Here is a 19,044-nt window from a genome sequence, read left to right on the forward strand (position 1 = left end):
CCCCCCGGGGTGCGGGGGCGCACCGGCCCCCGCCGCACCGGCCCCCGCCGCACCGGCCCCCACCACGCCCGCACCACGCACATCACCATCACCGCGGCGATGGCCGCCAGGTGCTCCTTGCCCGCCAGGTTGTTCTTGACCAGCACCTCGCCGATCATCACCAGGATCACCAGGCCGCCCGTCAGGTACGCCCGGTAGCGCCAGCACACGTACACCGCGAGGCCGACCACCGCCGCCGAGGGCCCGGTGTCGTTGACGATCCGGTCGGACAGCGGCAGCCCGAAGGGGTGCTCCGGCCCCAGCGCCAGCCCGATCCGCGCGTACGTGGTCCCGGCGAGGGTGGCGACGTAGCCGACGAGCAGCGTGCGCCACCAGCCGACGCAGATCTCCGCGAGGCCGAACACCAGCAGCATCTGCGCGAGCGCGCCCCACACCGGCAGGTCCAGCGCCGGGACGAACAGCGACAGCGGGGTGCGCAGCAGGGCCAGCCAGAAGGGGTCGGCGGCCTTCACCGACCCCAGGTCCTGCACCGGCTGGAAGCCCCACGAGGTGTTCTGCACGATCTGGAACACCGTGGTCAGGCACACCGCGCCCAGGGTCATGGGGACGGCCCGCCACCGCTCGCGGGCCAGCGCCTCCCGGACGGTCCCGTACATGGGCCCCCACTCACGGAGGGCGAACCGCCGCGGTGGGGAGGTGTGCCACGCTGTCAACGGCGGGTCTCCAGGTGTCTGCGGTGCAGCCACTTCGGAAGGCCGGGAGCCTCCAGGAAGCCCTCGGCCCGGCCCGCCGCGACACCGATCCGCAGCAGGTCCGAACTCTTCTCGAAGAGCATGAACCGCGGTTCCCAGATCGGCCGGTATTTGGCGTTCGCCCGGTAGAGGGACTCGATCTGCCACCAGCGGGAGAAGAAGCTCAGCAGCGAGCGCCACATCCGCAGCACCGGGCCCGCGCCCAGCCGGGAACCCCGCTCGAAGACCGAGCGGAACATCGCGAAGTTCAGCGAGACCTGGGTGACCCCGATCTCCTTGGAGCGTTCCAGGAGTTCGATGACCATGAACTCCATCAGGCCGTTCTCGGAGTCCCGGTCACGGCGCATCAGGTCCAGCGACAGCCCCTTGGGCCCCCACGGTACGAAGGACAGCACGGCCCGCAGCTCGCCCTCGCCGTCGGTGCACTCCAGCATCACGCACTGCCCGTCGGCGGGATCGCCCAGCCGGCCCAGGGCCATGGAGAAGCCGCGCTCGGTGGCACCGTCGCGCCAGTCGTCGGCGCGGCGCACCAGCTCGGCCATCTCCTCCGCCGGGATGTCGGCGTGGCGGCGGATGCGGACGGTGTAGCCGGCCCGCTTGACGCGGTTGTACGCCTGCCGGACGGTCCGCATGGCGCGGCCCTCCAGGGTGAACTCGGCGGTCTCCACGATGGCCTCGTCACCGAGCTCCAGGGCGTCCAGGCCGTGCCGGGCGTAGATCTGCCCGGCCTCCTCGCTCGCGCCCATCACGGCGGGCACCCAGCCGTGCTCGCGGGCCTCGGCCAGCCAGGGGTCGATGGCGCCGGGCCACGCCTCCGGGTCGCCGATCGGGTCGCCGGAGGCCAGCGAGACCCCGCCGACGACGCGGTAGGTGACGGCCGCCTTGCCGGTGGGGGACCAGATGACGGACTTCTCGCGGCGCAGCGCGAAGTAGCCGAGGGAGTCGCGGTCGCCCTGCCGGGCCAGCAGCGCCCGCAGGCGCTCCTCGTCCTCCTCGCTCAGCGGGTCGACGGCGCGGCGCGAGCGGAAGGCGGCGAAGAGCACGGCCAGGAGCAGCAGCATCGACATCACGTTGATGGAGACGTCGACCCAGCCGGGCGTGGTGATCGAGGCGTAGGCCCGGTCGTCGGGGGCCAGGGTGATCAGCCGCATCACGCCGTACTTCCAGCGCGCGAGGAAGGTGACGTCGCCGCTGTCCGGGGCGGTGTTGGCGGCGCTCACCAGCAGGGTCGCGATGAGCGAGGTGATCAGCAGGCCGACGGCGGCCACGGCGGTCGCCAGCGCCGGGTTGGAGCGGTCGCCGCGGGCGTAGAACTCGCGGCGGCCCAGCAGCAGGGCGCCGGTGAAGGCGGCCGTCAAGGCCAGGGAGACCCAGTTCTGCGGGTGCTCGCGGATCTCCTCGTAGGCGAGGAGGGCGTAGGCGAGCAGCAGGGCCAGCAGGCCGCTGAGGACCAGGTTCAGGATCCAGGAGGCCCGCTTGCGGCGGCCGAGGGTGACGGCGAGCAGCAGGGTGAACAGGCCGGAGGCGAAGCCCGCCGTGAGCATGTAGGGGGTGTAGTAGTCCTCGACGTTGTGCCGCCTGAGGTCCTGCCCGAGCGAGACCCACACCGCGCTCAGGAAGTTGATGAAGGTGACGGCCCGCAGGTACCAGACCGCGAACGCGGCCCCCCGCCGTGAGCGGGTACTGCCGCGGCCGGTCTCCCGGCCGGCCCCCGCCGCCTTGCCGGCGGTCTCGCCGGGCTCTTTCCTTCCGGATGACGGACCGGGCGCCTGAGCGGCGATGCGGTCGGTCTCTGCGCTGGTCAAACGGACCTCTCCCATAAAAAGCGATCATATGGGGCGCAGCTGTCCGTGATGGCGCTGTCGGGGACCACGGCCTGGTCAGGACCGCGGCCCCCGGCGGCTCATTCCGAAGGCTCCCGCGGTTCCCGCACGGGCAGTTCCGCCGCGAGCGCGGCAGCCGCCTGGACGAGGGGGAGAGCCAGCAATGCCCCGGTACCTTCACCTACTGTGACGCCGTGATCGAGCACGGGGTTGAGCGCCATTCGGTCAAGTGCCTTCGCCTGCCCCGGCTCGCCGCTCGCCTGTCCGGCCAGCCACCAGTCCGGAGCCCGGAACGCGGCCCGCTGCGCGACCAGTCCGCAGGCGGCCGAAACCACACCGTCGAGGATGACCGGCGTACGGCGCACCGCACACTGGAGGAGGAATCCGGTGACGGCCGCCACGTCCGCGCCGCCGACCGCCGCCAGCAGCGCGATCTGGTCACCGAGCACCGGGCGGGCCCGGCGCAGCGCGTCGCGGACCGCCGCGCACTTGCGCATCCAGGCCAGGTCGTCGATGGGCAGCCCGCCGCGCCCGGTGACCACCGAGGCGTCCGTACCGCACAGGGCCGCGACCAGGGTGGCGGCGACGGTGGTCCCGCCGACGCTGAGATCGCCGAGCACGACCAGGTCCGTACCCGAGTCGGCCTCCTCGTCCGCGATCCGCATGCCCAGCCGCAGCGCCTCGCGGGCCTCCTCGGCGGTCATCGCGTCCTCGACGTCGATCGGGCCGCTGCCGCGCCGGACCCGGTGGGCCACCACCTCCGCGGGCAGCAGCTCCGGATCGCAGTCCAGCCCCGCGTCGACGATCCGTACGGTGGCGCCGAACCGGGCGGCCAGCACCGCCACCGGGCTCGACCCGTCCAGTACGGCCCGCACCAGCTCGTGGCCGGTGGAGGCGGCCCGCGCGGAGACGCCCCGGGCGGCGATCCCGTGGTCCGCGGCGAACAGCACCACGCGGGGCCGCTCGACCGGCGTGACCGGAACCCGCCCCTGCGCGGCGGCCAGCCACTCGGCGAGATCGTCCAGCCGGCCCAGGGCCCCGGGCGGTACGGCGAAACGCTCACGGCGTTCCTCGGCGTCACGCCGGACGCCCCCGTCGGGGCGCTCGATCAGATCGGAGAAGTCATCGAGATTCAGCGTGGTCATCTGCCAGAGAGTACAGCCGGTCAACCCCTCCCTCAGGCCCCCGAGCGCCCCGTTTCCGCCGCCCCGGCCGGGGGCCCCGGACCGGCGGCGAGGGGCCCGCCGGAACGTTACGGCTTGAGCACCGCCGCCTGACCCGCCACCACCAGCAGCACCTGCTCGCACTCGCCCGCGATCCGCGCGTTCAGCCGCCCCAGCTCGTCCCGGAAGCGGCGGCCCGAGGCCGTCGCCGGGACCACGCCCGAGCCCACCTCGTTGCTGACCAGCACCACCCGGCGGCCGGTGGCCCGTACGGCGGCCACCAGGGCGGCGGTCCGCTCCTCCAGCTCCCGGCGCCCGCCGCGCGCCCACACCTCGTCGTCCCAGGCCCCCGCCCGGTCCATGGCGTCCGTCAGCCACAGCGCCAGACAGTCGATCAGCAGCGGCGGCCCGTCCCCGGCCAGCAGCGGCACCAGCTCGCAGGTCTCCTCCGTACGCCAGCTCGCCGGCCGGCGCTCCCGGTGCAGGCCGACCCGGTGGGCCCATTCCGCGTCCCCGTCCCGGGTGCCGCCCGTGGCCACGTACACCACGTCCGGGAACGCCTCCAGCCGGCGCTCCGCCTCCACCGACTTGCCCGACCGGGCCCCGCCCAGCACCAGCGCGCGGCGCGGCAGCTCCGGCAGCGCCCGGTGGTCCCCGACGAGCACGGTCGTCCCGTCCGGCACCGCCCGCGCCCCCGCGGCCGCGCACCGGCGCTCCAGCTCCCGGCCCGGCGGGGTGTCGTGGTCCAGGTGCACGGCGATCACGTCCGTGGCCGGGCCCACCGCACCGCTCGCCCGCAGCCGGGCCAGCGCCTCGGGCCGGCCCAGCACATCGGCGAGCACCGTGTCGTACGGGCGCCGCGCGGGCGTGCCGTTCGTCCCGGCCGGGGCCCCGCCCGGCGGCAGGTACAGCACCCGGCCGCCGTCCGGGCCGGTCACCTCGTAGCCCGTACCCGGGGCGTCCATCGGCACCGCCCGCACCCGGTGCCCGGAGATCACCGCCAGCTCCTGCCCGTCCGGCACCCGCCCGGCGGTCGGCAGCCCGGGCGGCAGCTCCACCGCGGGCCCGTCGTGCGGATGGGTGAGCAGCACCTGCCGCACCCCGGCCAGGGAGTGCCCGGCCCGGGCCCCGGCCAGCACCGCCCCGGGGGTCAGGTCGAGCAGCAGGGCCCCGTCCACGAGCACGGCCGTCGCCGCGCGCGAGGCCGCCCCGACGGAGACGGAGCAGGCCGCGCAGGGGCAGCCGCGGCGGGGCAGGCCCTCGGGTGTACCGGTGCCGAGCAGAGTGAGTTCCACAGGATGATCCTCCCGCGTCCCGGAGACTGCTGCGCGCCCGGTTACTCTGCGGGCACACTCAGGGCAGTAAGCGTGCGAGCAACGGAGGCTGAGATGGCGTGGACGTGGCGGTTCGAGACGGCCGACGGCAGTGAGACGAGCCCGTCGGTGGTGCCCGAGGAGTTCACGACGCAGGGCGACGCGGAGTCCTGGATCGGGGAGTACTGGAAGGACCTGCTGGAGGGCGGCACCGAGCAGGTGAAGCTGTCCGACGACTCGGGCACCGAGCTGTACACGATGAGCCTGCGGGACGCCCTGGAGGCGTGAGCCCGCAGGGCCGGTGAAACGGCGGAGGGGCGGGACGGGAAGCGATCCCCGTCCCGCCCCTCCCGCGTCCTACTGGCCGCGGACCCCGCACAGGTGCAGCAGGGCGGCGACGCCCCGGTAGGGATCGGTCCGGCCGGCCCGGTCCTCGGCGGCCAGCAGCCGCTCCAGCTCCTCGTCGGGCGGCAGCGCCCCGCCCGCCTCGGTCCCGTCGGTGAAGACCCGTACCCCGTACCAGGAGTGCAGCGGCGCCCCGATGCCCGACAGGGTGGCGGTCAGCCCGGACAGCCGGTCGGCGCGCACCTCCAGCCCGAGCCGGTTCGTGTAGTCGACGGTGTCGAAGGCGGCCAGCGCGCCCTGCCAGTCCCCGTCCAGGCCGGGCCGCATGGCGAGCGCGTCGCCGTTGCGCACCAGCAGGGACAGCAGACCGCCGGGGGCGAGCATCCGGGCCAGCCCGGCGAGCATGGCGTCCGGTTCGGGCACGTACATCAGCACCCCGTGGCAGAGCACCACGTCGAAGCTGCCCGGCAGGAAGTGCGCGCCGGTCTCCCGGCCGTCGCCCTCCATCAGCCGGACCCGGTCGCGGATCCCCTCCGGCTCCTGCGCCAGCGCCTCCTGGGCGACGGCCAGCATGCCGGGATCCTGCTCCAGCCCGGTCACCATGTGCCCGGCGCGGGCCAGCCGCAGCGCCTGCGTGCCCTGGCCCATGCCCACGTCGAGGACGCGCAGCCGCTGCCCCACGGGGAAACGCTGCGCGATCTGCTCGTCCACCTGCCGGCCCACCAGCTCCTGGCGGACGGCGTTGCGCAGTCCGCCCAGCCCCTCCAGCCAGAGCCGGGCCCCCTCGGCGAAGCTTTCCCCCGACGCCACGGGCGTCCCTCCGGTCAGGGCCGTTCCCCGCGCTTGACCTGCGGCTTCGGCAGGCGGAGCCGGCGCATCTGGAGGGTGCGCATCAGGCCGTAGGCGATGGCGCCACGGCGCGGCTCGTCCGGGAAGCGCGTGGTCAGGCCCTTGCGCAGGCGGAACACCAGGCCGATGGAGTCCACGATGATCAGCGCGATCACGCCGACCCACAGCAGCAGGGCGATGTTCTGGATGGCCGGCTGGCGCACCATGCTCAGCACGAGGATGACCACGGCCAGCGGCAGGAACAGCTCGGCGACCGAGAAGCGGGAGTCCACGAAGTCGCGCACGTACCGGCGGACGGGGCCCTTGTCCCGGACCGGGAGGTACCGCTCGTCACCGTTGGCCAGCGCCTCGCGCTGCTTGGCCATCTCCACACGGCGGCGCTCGCGGGCTCGCTTGGCGTCCTCCTTGCGGTTGCCGGTCGATGCCACGACGGACCTGCGCTGCGACTGGGCCACAGCACGCTTCGGCGTCGGGCGGCCCTTCGGGGCCTGCGGGTCACGGGGCTGCGAGAGGTCGGCGCTCACCTTGTCGGTGGCGGCGGCCTTCTCTTCCTTGGAGGAGCGGCTACCAAACACAAAACCCAAGCGTACGTGGTCGAGGGCACGGGCCCCACCCTCGCGGGGAACGATCCGGCAACGGCGGGCGTCCTTCCCTGTGCACGGTCCGGGACCCGCCTCCTCCTCACGCCTGACACAGCGCGGCCACAGTCGTCCTGGAGGAGGAGCGCATCCGGTCCCGAACAGTGCGGTAATGGAGACAGGGCCCGTACTGTGGGACCTGTCGGTGACCTGGAGCACAGTCCGTCTAGAAGGGGGCGCGCGAAGCCCATGAGCGGTGTCATGAAGCGTATGGGGATGATCTTCCGCGCGAAGGCGAACAAGGCCCTTGACCGGGCCGAGGACCCGCGCGAGACCCTCGACTACTCGTACCAGAAGCAGCTGGAGCTGCTGCAGAAGGTGCGCCGCGGCGTCGCCGACGTCGCGACGTCCCGCAAGCGCCTGGAGCTCCAGCTCAACCAGCTCCAGGGGCAGTCCGCCAAGCTGGAGGACCAGGGCCGCAAGGCGCTCGCCCTCGGCCGCGAGGACCTGGCCCGCGAGGCCCTGTCCCGGCGCGCCTCGCTCCAGCAGCAGGTCAGCGACCTGGAGGTGCAGCACCAGACCCTCCAGGGCGAGGAGGAGAAGCTGACGCTGGCCGCCCAGCGCCTCCAGGCCAAGGTGGACGCCTTCCGGACGAAGAAGGAGACCATCAAGGCCACCTACACCGCGGCCCAGGCCCAGACCCGGATCGCGGAGTCCTTCTCCGGCATCTCCGAGGAGATGAGCGACGTCGGCCTGGCCATCCAGCGCGCCGAGGACAAGACCGCCCAGCTCCAGGCGCGGGCCGGAGCGATCGACGAGCTGCTGGCCTCCGGCGCCCTCGACGACCGCAGCGGCCTCGGCTCCAAGGACGACATCCAGGCCGAGCTGGACCGCCTCTCGGGCGGCTCCGACGTGGAGCTGGAGCTCCAGCGCATGAAGGCCGAGCTGGCGGGCGGCCCGGCCGCGCAGCAGCAGGCCATCGAGGGCGGTGCCCAGGGCACCGGCCAGCAGCCGCAGACCCAGCACCGGTTCGACAAGCAGTAGGAACAGGGGCCGTCATGATCGTGCGCATCATGGGGGAGGGCCAGGTGGAAGTGGCCGACGGCCACTTCCCCGAGCTCAACCGGCTCGACGACGAACTCCTCGCGGAGATGGAGTCCGGGGACGAGGCGGGCTTCCGCCGCACCCTCACCGCCCTCCTCGACGCCGTCCGCCGGCTGGGCACGCCCCTGCCCGACGAGGCCCTGGAGCCCTCCGAGCTGATCCTCCCCGGCGCCGAGGCCAGCCTCGGCGAGGTCCGGGAGATGCTGAGGGACGACGGCCTGATCCCGGGCTGAGCCCCCGCGCCCCGCGCCCGCGGGATCTTCTAGTCCCGCGGGGCAGGCGGCTTGTCCAGTGACACCCGCGCCTGGTCGGGGGCGCCCCCGATGAAGTCCTCGAAGCGGCGCCGCCGCCGCGTCCAGCGCCGGTCGTGGTGGAAGGCCCGCAGCCCCGCCCTGGCCCGCGCCCGCGGCCGGTTCCCGTAGAACCTCTTCGCGTACGGGGACCCGGGCCGGGCCAGCCGGATCGCGCCGACCAGCGCCACGAAGGGCACCACCACCCCGAAGAGGGCGGTGCGCGCCTTCCCCTTCCACAGGGCGATCAGTGACAGGCCGAAGTTCCCGGCCGCGTTCATCACCACCAGCCCGCGGCTCTGCCGTTCCTCCGGGGTGAGGTCGTTGACCCCGAAGGGCACGAACCCGCCCAGCACCAGCGCCACCACCGCCGCCGTCACCACCACGATCTCGACGCTCTTGCGGCCCTGCTCGCTCCAGTAGACGTCGTCCAGGTGCAGGATCAGCGCGAACTCGTCCAGCACCAGCCCCGCGCCCAGCCCGAAGATCACCGCCGAGAGGGCCGCGCCGAAGCTGTTGCTGGCGCTGCCGATGGCCCCGAAGCCGCCGATGATCACCAGGATCACGCCCGGCACCACGTGGTGGATGTGCAGGCCGCCCGGCGTGACGTTCTTGAAGGGCCCGCGGCCCGCCCGGATCATCCGCGTGATCACCCGCGTGACCAGGAACGACGTCACGAAGGAGAGCAGGGCCAGCAGCAGCGGCAGCTTCCCCGGCTCCATGATGTTCCGGTACCACCAGTGACCCATCCCACTGACTCCCTATTTGGCAGGTAATGGGTAATTTACCGCCCGGCCCGAGCGGGTAGCGTTCGCGCCGATGACAGATTCGTTCGACGACCAGCCCCCGGTGCCGCCCGCGGAACGCGCCTCGCTCCCCGACGGCGTCCGCTTCGCCTTCGGCACCCTCACCGTGCTGCCGGCCCGCATCACCCGCTGGGACCGGCCCGCCGCCCGTACCGGCATGGCCTGCGCACCGCTCGCCGGGCTGGCCGTGGGACTGCTCGCCGCCCTTCCCGGGGTGCTCCTGCTGCTGCTCGGCTCCGGGCCGCTGCTCGCCGCCGCCGTCACCGTCGCCGCCCCCGCCGCCCTGACCCGCGGCCTGCACCTGGACGGGCTCGCCGACACCGCGGACGGCCTGGGCAGCGCGCAGCCGGCCGAAGCCGCCCTGCGCATCATGAAGAAGTCCGACATCGGCCCCTTCGGCGTGATCGCCCTCGTCGTCGTCATGCTGGCGCAGACCGCCGCCCTCGCCGAGCTGTACGCCGGCAGCTGGATCCAGGGCGCCCTCGCCGCCGTCACCGCGGCCGTGACCGCCCGCCTGGCCATGACCCTGGCCGCCCGCGAAGGCGTCCCGGCCGCCCGGCCCGGGGGACTCGGCGCCGCCGTCGCCGGGGTCGTCCCCCGCCGCGTGGCCACCGCCCTCGCCGCCGCCACCGCACTCCTGGCCGCCGCCGCGGCCCTCCCGCTGGGCCCGCCCGCCGCCGCACGCGCCACGGCCGCCGTCCTCCTCGCCCTGCTCGCGGCGGAACTCCTGCTGCGCCGCTGCGTCCGCCGCTTCGACGGGGTCACCGGCGACGTCTTCGGAGCCCTGGCCGAACTCTCCGCCACCGCAGCCCTGATCGTCCTCACCCTGGGCTGAACGCTCGGGGGCGCGCGGGGCCGCGTACGCTCGGCGCGTGGACCACACTTCGACGGATCCGACGCCCGCCGCACCGATCCGCGTACTCCTCGCCGACGACCAGGCCCTGCTGCGCAGTGCCTTCCGGGTGCTCGTCGACTCCGAGCCGGACATGGAGGTCGTGGGGGAGGCGTCCGACGGGGCGCAGGCCGTCGCCGTCGCCCGCCGGGAGCGGCCCGACGTCGTCCTCATGGACATCCGGATGCCCGGCACCGACGGGCTCGCCGCCACCCGCATGATCAGCGCCGATCCCGGACTCGCCGCCGTCCGCGTGGTCATGCTCACCACCTTCGAGGTGGACGAGTACGTGGTCTCCGCGCTCCGCGCCGGCGCCTCCGGCTTCCTCGGCAAGGGCGCCGAACCGGACGAACTGCTCAGCGCCATCCGCGTCGCCGCCGCCGGCGAGGCCCTGCTCTCCCCGGCCGCCACCAAAGGGCTCATCGCCACCTTCCTCGCCCAGGGCGGCGGCGCCGGACCGGCCGCCGCGGCCGGCACCGCCGGGACGCACGCCGAACGGCTCGCCGCGCTGACCGTCCGCGAGCGCGAGGTCCTCGTACACGTCGCCGCCGGGCTCTCCAACGACGGGATCGCCGAACGGCTGGAGGTCAGCCCGCTCACCGTCAAGACCCACGTGAACCGGGCCATGGCCAAGCTCGGCGCCCGCGACCGGGCCCAACTGGTCGTCGTCGCCTACGAATCGGGCCTCGTCCGGCCGCGCGGCGAGGAGCGGCCGCAGTAGTACGGCGTACTACGGACGCGGTATGCCGCACATAAGGACGGCACCTGCGAGCGACGAAACCGGGCCCCGCCATACGCCAGGGTGGGAGGGACCTCGCGTTCGCCACTGCAGAGAGATCCCATACCCATGTCCTGGCTGTCCCGCTTCAGCCTGGCCCAAAGGGCGCTGGTCGGCCTCGTGTCGATCGTCGCGCTCCTCTTCGGCGCCATAGCGATCCCGCAGCTCAAGCAGCAACTGCTGCCCTCCATCGAACTGCCCATGGTGTCCGTGCTCGCGCCGTACCAGGGCGCCTCACCGGACGTGGTGGAGAAGCAGGTCGTCGAACCGATCGAGACCACCCTCAAGGGCGTCGACGGCATCACCGGCATCACCTCCACCGCCAGCGAGGGCAACGCCCTCATCATGGCCACCTTCGACTACGGCGACAGCGGCACCAAGCAGCTCGTCGCCGATGTCCAGCAGGCCGTCAACCGGGCCCGCGTCCGGCTGCCCGCCGAGGTGGACCCGCAGGTCGTGGCCGGTTCCACCGACGACATCCCGACCGTCATCCTCGCCGTCACCTCCGACAAGGACCAGCAGGCCCTTGCCGACCAGCTGGAGAAGTCCGTCGTCCCCGTCCTCTCCGACATCGACGGCGTCGGCCAGGTCAGCGTCGACGGCGTCCGCGACCTCCAGGTGACCGTCACCCCCGACCAGGCCAGACTGGCCGCCGCGGGACTCGACGGCTCCGCCCTCGCCCAGGGCCTCCAGGCGGGCGGCGCCGCCGTCCCCGCCGGCTCCTTCGACGAGGCGGGCAAGAACCGCACCGTCCGCGTCGGCGAGGGCTTCACCTCCCTCGCCCAGGTCGAGGACCTGCGCCTGAGCCCCGGACCGGGCAAGCCCGCCGTCCGCCTCGGGGACGTCGCCACCGTGAAGCAGGAGCCGGCCCGCGCCGACTCGATCACCCGCACCAACGGCAAGCCCAGCCTGGCCCTCGTCCTCACCATGGACAAGGACGGCAGCGCCGTCGCCATCTCCGACGCCGTCAAGGACAAGCTGCCCGGGCTGCGCTCCACCCTCGGCGCCGGCGCCGACCTCACCGTCGTCAGCGACCAGGGCCCGGCCGTGGCCAAGTCCATCTCCAGCCTCACCACCGAGGGCCTGCTCGGCCTGCTCTTCGCGGTGATCGTGATCCTGGTCTTCCTGGCCTCGCTGCGCTCGACGCTGGTCACCGCGGTCTCCATCCCGCTGTCGGTGGTCCTCGCGCTCATCGTGCTGTGGACCCGCGACCTGTCGCTCAACATGCTGACCCTCGGCGCCCTCACCATCGCCATCGGCCGTGTCGTCGACGACTCGATCGTGGTCCTGGAGAACATCAAGCGCCACCTCGGCTACGGCGAGGAGCGCGAGGCCGCCATCATCACCGCGGTCAAGGAGGTCGCCGGCGCGGTCACCTCCTCGACGCTCACCACCGTCGCCGTCTTCCTGCCCATCGGCCTCGTCGGCGGCATGATCGGCGAGCTCTTCGGCTCCTTCTCGCTCACCGTCACCGCGGCCCTGCTGGCCTCGCTGCTCGTCTCGCTGACCGTTGTACCGGTGCTCTCGTACTGGTTCCTCAGCGCGCCGAAGGGCGTCACCCCCGGGGACGCCGAGAGCGCCGCGCGGGCCCGCCGCGAGGCCGAGGAGAAAGAGGCGCGCAGCCGCCTCCAGACCTTCTACGTCCGCGTCCTGGGCTTCGCCACCCGGCGCCGGCTCACCAGCGTGGCCATCGCCGTCGTGGTCCTGCTCGGCACCTTCGGCATGACGCCGATGCTCAAGACGAACTTCTTCGACCAGGGCGAGCAGGACGTCCTGACGGTCAAGCAGGAACTGCCCCCCGGCACCTCGCTGGCCGCCTCCGACGAGGCGAGCCGCAAGGTCGAGAAGGTGCTCGCCTCGGTCGACGGCGTCAAGAGCTACCAGGTCACCGTCGGTTCCTCCGGCTTCCTCGCGGCCTTCGGCGGCGGCACCGGCTCCAACCAGGCGTCCTACCAGGTCTCCCTCAAGGACGCCGGCCGGGCCGAGGCCGTCAAGAAGCGCATCGAGGACGGGCTCGCCGCCCTCGACGGCATCGGCGACACCCGGATCTCCGCCGGCGACGCCTTCGGCAGCCAGAACCTCAGCGTGGTCGTCAAGGCCGGCGACGCGGCGGTTCTCGCCAAGGCCGCCGAGCAGGTCCGCGCCGAGGTGGCGAAGCTCGACAACGTCACCGACGTGCAGAGCGACCTGTCCCAGTCGGTGCCCCGGATCTCCGTCACCGCCACCCCCAAGGCCGCCGAGGCGGGCCTCAACCAGGCCGCGCTGGGCGCGATCGTCGGCCAGGCCGTACGGGGCAACCCCGCAGGCAAGGCCGTCCTGGACGACACCGAGCGCGACATCGTCATCCGCTCGGCGCAGCCCGCCACCACCCTGGAGGAGCTGCGGGCACTGCCCGTCGGGCCGGCCCGGCTCGGGGACATCGCCGAGGTCAAGGAGGTCCCCGGCCCGGTCGCGATGACCCGGATCGACGGCGCCCGCGCCGCGACCATCACCGCGCGCCCGCAGGGCGACAACACCGGCGCGGTCAGCACCGCACTCCAGACGAAGCTCAAGGCCCTGGACCTGCCCGAGGGGGCGACGGCCTCCATCGGCGGCGTCTCCGAGGACCAGGACGAGGCGTTCGGCTCGCTGGGCGTGGCCATGCTCGCGGCCATCGCCATCGTGTTCATGCTGCTGGTGGCGACCTTCCGCTCGCTGGTCCAGCCGCTGATCCTGCTGGTGTCCATCCCGTTCGCGGCGACCGGCGCCCTCGGCCTGCTCCTCGTCACCGGCACCCCGATGGGCGTCCCGGCGATGATCGGCATGCTGATGCTCATCGGCATCGTGGTGACCAACGCGATCGTCCTGATCGACCTGGTCAACCAGTACCGCGCCCAGGGCCTGGGCGTCGTCGAGGCGGTCGTCGAGGGCGGCCGGCACCGGCTGCGCCCGATCCTGATGACCGCCCTGGCGACGATCTTCGCGCTGCTCCCGATGGCGCTGGGCGTCACCGGCGAGGGCGGCTTCATCTCGCAGCCGCTCGCGGTCGTGGTGATCGGCGGCCTGGTCAGCTCGACCCTGCTGACGCTGCTCCTCGTACCGACCCTCTACACGATGGTGGAGCTCCGCAAGGAGCGCCGCCGCGCGAAGAAGCGGTCCCGCCTGACGGTGGTCCCGCCGCAGGACCAGGTGGAGGAGACCCCGGCGAAGGTCTGACCGGCGTACAGAAGAAGGGGCGCCCCCGGTGCGGGGGCGCCCCTTCGGCGTGCGTGCCCTACGGCTACGGCAGGGCGAGCATGCGCTCCAGGGCGAGCTTGGCGAAGCTCTCCGTCTCCTTGTCCACCTGGATGTGGTTGACGAGGGTGCCCTCGGCCAGGGACTCCAGGGTCCACACCAGGTGCGGGAGGTCGATGCGGTTCATCGTCGAGCAGAAGCAGACCGTCTTGTCGAGGAAGACGACCTCCTTGTCCTCCGCGGCGAATCGATTCGCCAGGCGGCGGACGAGGTTCAGCTCGGTGCCGATGGCCCACTTGGAGCCGGCCGGGGCCGCCTCCAGCATCTTGATGATGTACTCCGTGGAGCCGACGTAGTCCGCCGCCGCCACGACCTCGTGCTTGCACTCGGGGTGCACCAGCACGTTCACGCCGGGGATGCGGGCGCGGACGTCCTCGACCGAGTCCACCGAGAAGCGGCCGTGGACCGAGCAGTGGCCGCGCCACAGGATCATCTTGGCGTTCCGCAGCTGCTCGGCGGTCAGGCCGCCGTTCGGCTTGTGCGGGTTGTAGAGCACGCAGTCGTCCAGGGACATGCCCATGTCGCGGACGGCGGTGTTGCGGCCCAGGTGCTGGTCGGGGAGGAACAGCACCTTCTCGCCCTGCTCGAAGGCCCACTCCAGGGCCTTCTTCGCGTTGGACGAGGTGCAGATCGTGCCGCCGTGCTTGCCGGTGAACGCCTTGATGTCCGCCGAGGAGTTCATGTACGAGACGGGGACCGTCGACCCGGCCACGCCCGCCTCGGTCAGCACGTCCCAGCACTCCGCGACCTGCTCGGCGGTGGCCATGTCGGCCATCGAGCAGCCGGCGGCCAGGTCCGGCAGGACCACCTTCTGGTCGTCCGAGGTCAGGATGTCCGCGGACTCGGCCATGAAGTGCACGCCGCAGAAGACGATGTACTCCGCCTCCGGCTTGGCGGCGGCGTCCTTGGCCAGCTTGAAGGAGTCGCCGGTGACGTCGGCGAACTCGATGACCTCGTCACGCTGGTAGTGGTGGCCGAGGATGAAGACCTTGTCCCCGAGCTTCTCCTTGGCCGCCCGGGCCCGCGCCACGAGGTTCGGGTCGGAGGGCGAGGGGAGGTCGCCGGGGCACTCCACCCCGCGCTCGCTCTTGGGGTCGGCCTCCCGGCCGAGCAGCAGCAGGGCAAGGGGCGTCGGCTGGACGTCCAACGGCTGGGCGGTGGTCACGACACGCACCCTTTCTGTTCTGCGACAAGGGACTTCTGGATCATTGCTTCGACTTTTCGTCTATATGACGCTATCTATCATAACCGCTTCACGTCAGTTTGACGATGCCGATAGTGTCAATGTGACGCATCAGCCGCCGATTCCCCGGACCCCGCCGCGCGCTCGGTGTGCGAGCATGGAATATCTGAAAGAAGCGTCGGGTCCCGGAATGAATCCGCGGTCCCGCTCGTTGCCACCGACGGCAAGAGTCCGACGTTTCCCCGCGCGCCGCGGGGAGCCGCCCACTTCGGGAGTGAATGCAGATGTCCGTACAGGACGACAAGACCACTGTGAGCGACGGCATCCTCCTGTCCGACGCCGCCGCCGAGAAGGTCAGGACCCTGCTGGAGCAGGAAGGCCGCGATGACCTGGCGCTCCGCGTCGCCGTCCAGCCCGGTGGCTGCTCCGGCCTGCGCTACCAGCTCTTCTTCGACGAGCGCTCCCTCGACGGCGACGTCGTGAAGGACTTCGACGGTGTGAAGGTCGTCACCGACCGCATGAGCGCCCCGTACCTGGGCGGCGCCTCCATCGACTTCGTCGACACCATCGAGAAGCAGGGCTTCACGATCGACAACCCGAACGCCACCGGCTCCTGCGCCTGCGGCGACTCGTTCAGCTAAGCCTGGACCGCGCCCGTACGAGAAGGGGCTCGCCCCGGTCGTGAACAACGACCGGGGCGAGCCCCTTCTCCGTACCCCGCTCGCGCCCTACGGGCGCGCCAGCGGCTTGCCGCTCGCCGCGTCGACCACCTTGCGGTCGCCCAGCGGCTTCTCCAGCTGCGCCGTCAGCGACTTCTCCTCGGCGAGCATGATGCACGCCCGGCCCGGCGTGTCCGGCGTCTCCGTGATCTTCACCATGACCGATTCCGCCTCCTCGCGGACCGTCAGCGCGTAGCTGCTGCACGCCCCGGCCCAGAAGGTCACCGTCAGCGTGCGGTCATCCGCCGTGTACGAGGTCCCGGGCACCGTACGTCCCTCCTTCGGCGCGGGAGTGCCCGCACCCTCGGATCCGGCCGGCTCGGCCACCGTACGGGCCGGGGCGCCGTCGCGGCCCGCCACCTCGAACAGCCAGGCCGGCACCAGACCGGGCTTGCCGTCCACCGTGCCCGAGGCCAGCCCCAGCACCGCGCCCCGCACCGACTCCGTCCGCGGCGGCTTCACCGGCCGCGGGTCCGGGGCGCACGGCTCCGTCGCCCCCGCCGGGGGATCCTGGGCCAGCGGCACCGCGCTCGCGCAGCCGCCCGGCGCGGGCTCGCCGCCGCCCGTGCCGCCCGAGCGGGCGTTCAGCCGGGCCAGCGCCTCCGCCGCGCCGACCACCGGCCGGTCGGCCGCGCGCACCGGGGCCTTGAGCTCGCCGTTGCCGCCCACCACGGTGCCGTCCGCGGCCACGCTCACCTTCGTGGACCAGCCCTGCGTGGGCAGGCCGCCGACCACCGGGTCCGCGCTCACCACCCGCACCGCGCCCTCGGTCTGCCGCGCGTCCACCTTCGCCCCGTCCTGCCCGGCCGCCGTCAGCAGCGGGGCCGCGGCCGCCTTCGCGGCCTCCTCGGAGACGGGCTTGCCCGCGCCGGAGCCGCCCTTGTCCTGGGGGAGGGTGGCGGGGCCGCAGGTGTCCTTGCCGCGTACGCAGTCGTCGCCCGCGCCGTTGCCCTGGCCGCCGCCGCCCGCCTGGAACCGGTTGAAGTTCCAGGTCCCGGGCGCGCCGCGGGCCACCGTCAGCCGGGGCCCGGCGCCGTCGGCGGCCTCCCCGGCCAGCCAGACCTCGCCGGACAGCCGCGGGGCGCCCGAGATGCCGAGGGCCGCGGCGAGCCGCTGCACCTCCGCCTCCGTGACCTCGCCGGACGCGCTGAACGCGGGAGCCGCCGCCGGGCCCTCCGGGAGCTTGCCCTCCGCGCGGTACACCACCGGCCCGCCGGCCGGATCGGGCTCGCCGGGGGCGATGCCCGGGCCCGAGGGGTCTCCCGCGTCGCGGGGCGCGGAGGCCGCGCTGCCACCCGTACGGTGGCCCGGGGAGCCGTCGCCGTAGGCGGTGGAGGCCCAGTACGCCGTACCGCCGCCCGCGAGCAGGACGGCGGCCGCGATCGAGCCGACGGCCCAGGCCGGCCGCCGTCGTGTGCCGCGTGTTGTGCCGGGTTCTTCGGTGGTCACCGCATCGCTCCTTCACCTGTCCCGCAGTCTCTGATGCGGGTGTGACGGAACAACGACGCAACCGGTTCCCCCGGGCCGGGCGGATTCCGGCCGTTCTTCGCGGCCGCGCCTACTGGTCGCCTACTGGGCCTACTGGTCGCCGTACACGGCGGTGGAGGCGATCAGGCGGGCCGAGGCGGGCGGGACGCTGATGCCGTGGATCTGCGAGGGGGCCACCCGGGCCGGCCGGGGCCCCGCCGGGACCGGCCAGTGCGGGGCCATCCGGGCGCAGTCGCCCAGCAGCCGGGCCAGACCCGGCCGTCCCGCGCCTTCCGCCGTGCGGCGCTGGGAGGTGTACTCGGAGTAGCCGTAACCGTCGGTAGAGGTCATGAATGCACCGTAGGCATCGGAGCTCTCGCGAAGAAAGACCTACTAAGGGGTAGTTTCTGGGGTTCGGCCTGGGGGCCCGCAGCGGGTAGTTTTGACTGTCCCTCGCCGTCCTCAGCAGGAGCGTCCACGCCGTGCGCATCGCAGTCACCGGCTCCATCGCCACCGACCACCTCATGACCTTCCCCGGCCGTTTCGCCGACCAGTTCGTCGCGGACCAGCTGCACACGGTCTCCCTCTCCTTCCTCGTCGACAACCTCGACGTCCGGCGGGGCGGGGTCGGCCCGAACATCTGCTTCGGCATGGGCCAGCTGGGCACCCGCCCGATCCTGGTCGGCGCCGCCGGCTCCGACTTCGACGAGTACCGGGCCTGGCTGGACCGGCACGGCGTCGACACCGAGTCCGTCCGGATCTCCGAGGTCCTGCACACGGCGCGCTTCGTGTGCACGACCGATGCCGACCACAACCAGATCGGCTCCTTCTACACGGGGGCGATGAGCGAGGCGCGGCTGATCGAGCTCAAGTCGGTCGCGGACCGGGTGGGCGGGCTGGACCTGGTCCTGATCGGCGCGGACGACCCCGAGGCGATGCTGCGCCACACGGAGGAGTGCCGGACGCGGGGGATCCCCTTCGCGGCGGACTTCTCGCAGCAGATCGCCCGGATGGACGGCGACAACATCCGCACGCTGATGGAGGGCGCGACGTACCTCTTCTCGAACGAGTACGAGAAGGGCCTGATCGAGTCGAAGTCCGGCTGGACCGACGAAGAGATCCTGGCGAAGGTCGGGACGCGGGTGACCACGCTCGGCTCGAACGGTGTCCGGATCGAGCGGGTGGGGGAGGAGCCGATCGTGGTGGGCTGCCCCGAGGAGAACGCGAAGGTCGACCCGACGGGGGTGGGGGACGCGTTCCGTGCGGGGTTCCTCACGGGGCTGGGCTGGGGGGTCGGGCTGGAGCGGGCGGCGCAGGTGGGCTGCATGCTGGCGACCCTCGTGATCGAGACGCTGGGCACGCAGGAGTACACCCTGGCCCGCGCCCACTTCATGGACCGCTTCACGAAGGCGTACGGCGAGGACGCGGCCACGGAGGTCCGCACCCACCTGTCCTGACGGCCCGGCCCCCATCCGGCTGCGCCGGGCCAACCTCAGCCTCGCCGGCGTTTGAGGCGCGGGGTCTGGGGCGGCGCCCCAGGAACCCGGCTCGGCCGGGCAACTCAGCCCCGCCAGGCTTCACCAGCCTGCTGAGGCGGATCCGGCTACGCCGGGCCAACTCAGCCTCGCCGGCGTTTGAGGCGCGGGTCCGGGCGGAGCCCGGTGCCCGGCGGAGCCGGGATCCCTGGGGCTCCGCCCCATCGGAAGATC

18 protein-coding genes are annotated in these 19,044 nt (G+C 73.0%); 8 read left to right on the plus strand and 10 right to left on the minus strand.

Translation table 11 applies throughout. From position 1 onward, the window contains the following. The 4 genes from ABZ873_RS30880 to ABZ873_RS30895 form a co-directional block, all read right to left on the minus strand. Positions 1-656 (minus strand): hypothetical protein (locus ABZ873_RS30880; protein ID WP_360878999.1); only part of this gene is annotated, 656 nt, incomplete at its 3' end. A 53-nt stretch (positions 657-709) separates the two neighbouring features. Next, complete coding sequence (locus tag ABZ873_RS30885) at positions 710-2,572, minus strand: phosphatidylglycerol lysyltransferase domain-containing protein (RefSeq protein ID WP_360879002.1); 1,863 nt, start codon at positions 2,570-2,572, stop codon at positions 710-712. An 83-nt stretch (positions 2,573-2,655) separates the two neighbouring features. Beyond that, on the minus strand, positions 2,656-3,720 hold the full coding sequence (cobT, locus tag ABZ873_RS30890; RefSeq protein WP_360879005.1) for a nicotinate-nucleotide--dimethylbenzimidazole phosphoribosyltransferase: 1,065 nt from the start codon (positions 3,718-3,720) through the stop codon (positions 2,656-2,658). Between the two features lie 107 nt (positions 3,721-3,827). After that, positions 3,828-5,033 carry a bifunctional adenosylcobinamide kinase/adenosylcobinamide-phosphate guanylyltransferase gene (locus ABZ873_RS30895; RefSeq protein ID WP_360879008.1) on the minus strand — a complete coding sequence of 402 codons (1,206 nt, stop codon included), beginning with the start codon at positions 5,031-5,033 and terminating at the stop codon, positions 3,828-3,830. 93 nt (positions 5,034-5,126) lie between these two features. On the opposite strand from ABZ873_RS30895, the gene ABZ873_RS30900 reads away from it, so the two are divergent. After that, positions 5,127-5,339, plus strand: coding sequence for a hypothetical protein (locus ABZ873_RS30900; protein WP_360879011.1), 213 nt, complete (start codon positions 5,127-5,129; stop codon positions 5,337-5,339). 69 nt (positions 5,340-5,408) lie between these two features. Here ABZ873_RS30900 and ABZ873_RS30905 read toward each other — a convergent pair whose 3' ends face one another. Both ABZ873_RS30905 and ABZ873_RS30910 read right to left on the minus strand, forming a co-directional pair. After that, entirely contained in the window at positions 5,409-6,206 is a 798-nt protein-coding gene (locus tag ABZ873_RS30905) for a methyltransferase domain-containing protein (protein ID WP_360879014.1), read from the minus strand. Positions 6,207-6,220: 14 nt separating this feature from the next. After that, the gene (locus ABZ873_RS30910) at positions 6,221-6,829 is read right to left on the minus strand and encodes a DUF3043 domain-containing protein (protein ID WP_360879017.1); all 609 of its coding nucleotides are present in this window, start codon (positions 6,827-6,829) and stop codon (positions 6,221-6,223) included. A 243-nt stretch (positions 6,830-7,072) separates the two neighbouring features. Here ABZ873_RS30910 and ABZ873_RS30915 point away from each other — a divergent pair, with 243 nt between their 5' ends. Both ABZ873_RS30915 and ABZ873_RS30920 read left to right on the plus strand, forming a co-directional pair. Further along, positions 7,073-7,867: a PspA/IM30 family protein gene (locus tag ABZ873_RS30915; RefSeq protein ID WP_360879020.1), complete on the plus strand. Its 795-nt coding sequence runs from the start codon at positions 7,073-7,075 to the stop codon at positions 7,865-7,867. 14 nt (positions 7,868-7,881) lie between these two features. Beyond that, positions 7,882-8,160, plus strand: coding sequence for a hypothetical protein (locus ABZ873_RS30920; RefSeq protein WP_360879023.1), 279 nt, complete (start codon positions 7,882-7,884; stop codon positions 8,158-8,160). Between the two features lie 29 nt (positions 8,161-8,189). Here the strand turns inward: ABZ873_RS30920 and ABZ873_RS30925 are convergent, their stop codons facing one another. Continuing rightward, a complete protein-coding gene (locus ABZ873_RS30925; protein WP_360879026.1) occupies positions 8,190-8,966 on the minus strand; it encodes a hypothetical protein in 777 nt (258 codons plus the stop codon). A gap of 70 nt (positions 8,967-9,036) precedes the next feature. Between ABZ873_RS30925 and ABZ873_RS30930 the strand changes: the two genes are divergently transcribed. The 3 genes from ABZ873_RS30930 (at position 9,037) to ABZ873_RS30940 (ending at position 13,888) form a co-directional block, all read left to right on the plus strand. Then, positions 9,037-9,858 carry an adenosylcobinamide-GDP ribazoletransferase gene (locus ABZ873_RS30930; protein WP_360879029.1) on the plus strand — a complete coding sequence of 274 codons (822 nt, stop codon included), beginning with the start codon at positions 9,037-9,039 and terminating at the stop codon, positions 9,856-9,858. A 37-nt stretch (positions 9,859-9,895) separates the two neighbouring features. Further along, the gene (locus ABZ873_RS30935; RefSeq protein ID WP_360879031.1) at positions 9,896-10,636 is read left to right on the plus strand and encodes a response regulator transcription factor; all 741 of its coding nucleotides are present in this window, start codon (positions 9,896-9,898) and stop codon (positions 10,634-10,636) included. A gap of 126 nt (positions 10,637-10,762) precedes the next feature. Continuing rightward, complete coding sequence (locus tag ABZ873_RS30940; protein ID WP_360879034.1) at positions 10,763-13,888, plus strand: efflux RND transporter permease subunit; 3,126 nt, start codon at positions 10,763-10,765, stop codon at positions 13,886-13,888. A gap of 64 nt (positions 13,889-13,952) precedes the next feature. Here ABZ873_RS30940 and nadA read toward each other — a convergent pair whose 3' ends face one another. Further along, on the minus strand, positions 13,953-15,140 hold the full coding sequence (gene nadA / locus ABZ873_RS30945) for a quinolinate synthase NadA (RefSeq protein ID WP_360879037.1): 1,188 nt from the start codon (positions 15,138-15,140) through the stop codon (positions 13,953-13,955). A gap of 293 nt (positions 15,141-15,433) precedes the next feature. Between nadA and ABZ873_RS30950 the strand changes: the two genes are divergently transcribed. Beyond that, positions 15,434-15,790: an iron-sulfur cluster assembly accessory protein gene (locus ABZ873_RS30950; RefSeq protein ID WP_030029080.1), complete on the plus strand. Its 357-nt coding sequence runs from the start codon at positions 15,434-15,436 to the stop codon at positions 15,788-15,790. A gap of 87 nt (positions 15,791-15,877) precedes the next feature. Here ABZ873_RS30950 and ABZ873_RS30955 read toward each other — a convergent pair whose 3' ends face one another. Together ABZ873_RS30955 and ABZ873_RS30960 are read right to left on the minus strand one after the other, a co-directional pair. Further along, complete coding sequence (locus ABZ873_RS30955; protein WP_360879040.1) at positions 15,878-17,317, minus strand: hypothetical protein; 1,440 nt, start codon at positions 17,315-17,317, stop codon at positions 15,878-15,880. 129 nt (positions 17,318-17,446) lie between these two features. Further along, positions 17,447-17,686, minus strand: a complete 240-nt coding sequence (locus tag ABZ873_RS30960) for a hypothetical protein (protein WP_360879043.1) — start codon at positions 17,684-17,686, stop codon at positions 17,447-17,449. Positions 17,687-17,817: 131 nt separating this feature from the next. Here ABZ873_RS30960 and ABZ873_RS30965 point away from each other — a divergent pair, with 131 nt between their 5' ends. Continuing rightward, positions 17,818-18,792 carry a carbohydrate kinase family protein gene (locus ABZ873_RS30965; protein ID WP_360879046.1) on the plus strand — a complete coding sequence of 325 codons (975 nt, stop codon included), beginning with the start codon at positions 17,818-17,820 and terminating at the stop codon, positions 18,790-18,792. Positions 18,793-19,044: the final 252 nt, after the last annotated feature.

It is taken from the genome of Streptomyces sp. NPDC047014, assembly GCF_040644195.1.
Classification (GTDB): domain Bacteria; phylum Actinomycetota; class Actinomycetes; order Streptomycetales; family Streptomycetaceae; genus Streptomyces.

Bases quoted from the DNA above. Each gene is read 5' to 3' on its own strand.
- ABZ873_RS30885 (WP_360879002.1), bottom strand. From the start codon at position 2,572: ATGGGAGAGGTCCGTTTGACCAGCGCAGAGACCGACCGCATCGCCGCT.
- cobT (WP_360879005.1), bottom strand. From the start codon at position 3,720: ATGACCACGCTGAATCTCGATGACTTCTCCGATCTGATCGAGCGCCCC.
- ABZ873_RS30900 (WP_360879011.1), top strand. From the start codon at position 5,127: ATGGCGTGGACGTGGCGGTTCGAGACGGCCGACGGCAGTGAGACGAGC.
- ABZ873_RS30915 (WP_360879020.1), top strand. From the start codon at position 7,073: ATGAGCGGTGTCATGAAGCGTATGGGGATGATCTTCCGCGCGAAGGCG.
- ABZ873_RS30920 (WP_360879023.1), top strand. From the start codon at position 7,882: ATGATCGTGCGCATCATGGGGGAGGGCCAGGTGGAAGTGGCCGACGGC.
- ABZ873_RS30925 (WP_360879026.1), bottom strand. From the start codon at position 8,966: ATGGGTCACTGGTGGTACCGGAACATCATGGAGCCGGGGAAGCTGCCG.
- ABZ873_RS30930 (WP_360879029.1), top strand. From the start codon at position 9,037: ATGACAGATTCGTTCGACGACCAGCCCCCGGTGCCGCCCGCGGAACGC.
- ABZ873_RS30940 (WP_360879034.1), top strand. From the start codon at position 10,763: ATGTCCTGGCTGTCCCGCTTCAGCCTGGCCCAAAGGGCGCTGGTCGGC.
- ABZ873_RS30950 (WP_030029080.1), top strand. From the start codon at position 15,434: ATGTCCGTACAGGACGACAAGACCACTGTGAGCGACGGCATCCTCCTG.
- ABZ873_RS30960 (WP_360879043.1), bottom strand. From the start codon at position 17,686: ATGACCTCTACCGACGGTTACGGCTACTCCGAGTACACCTCCCAGCGC.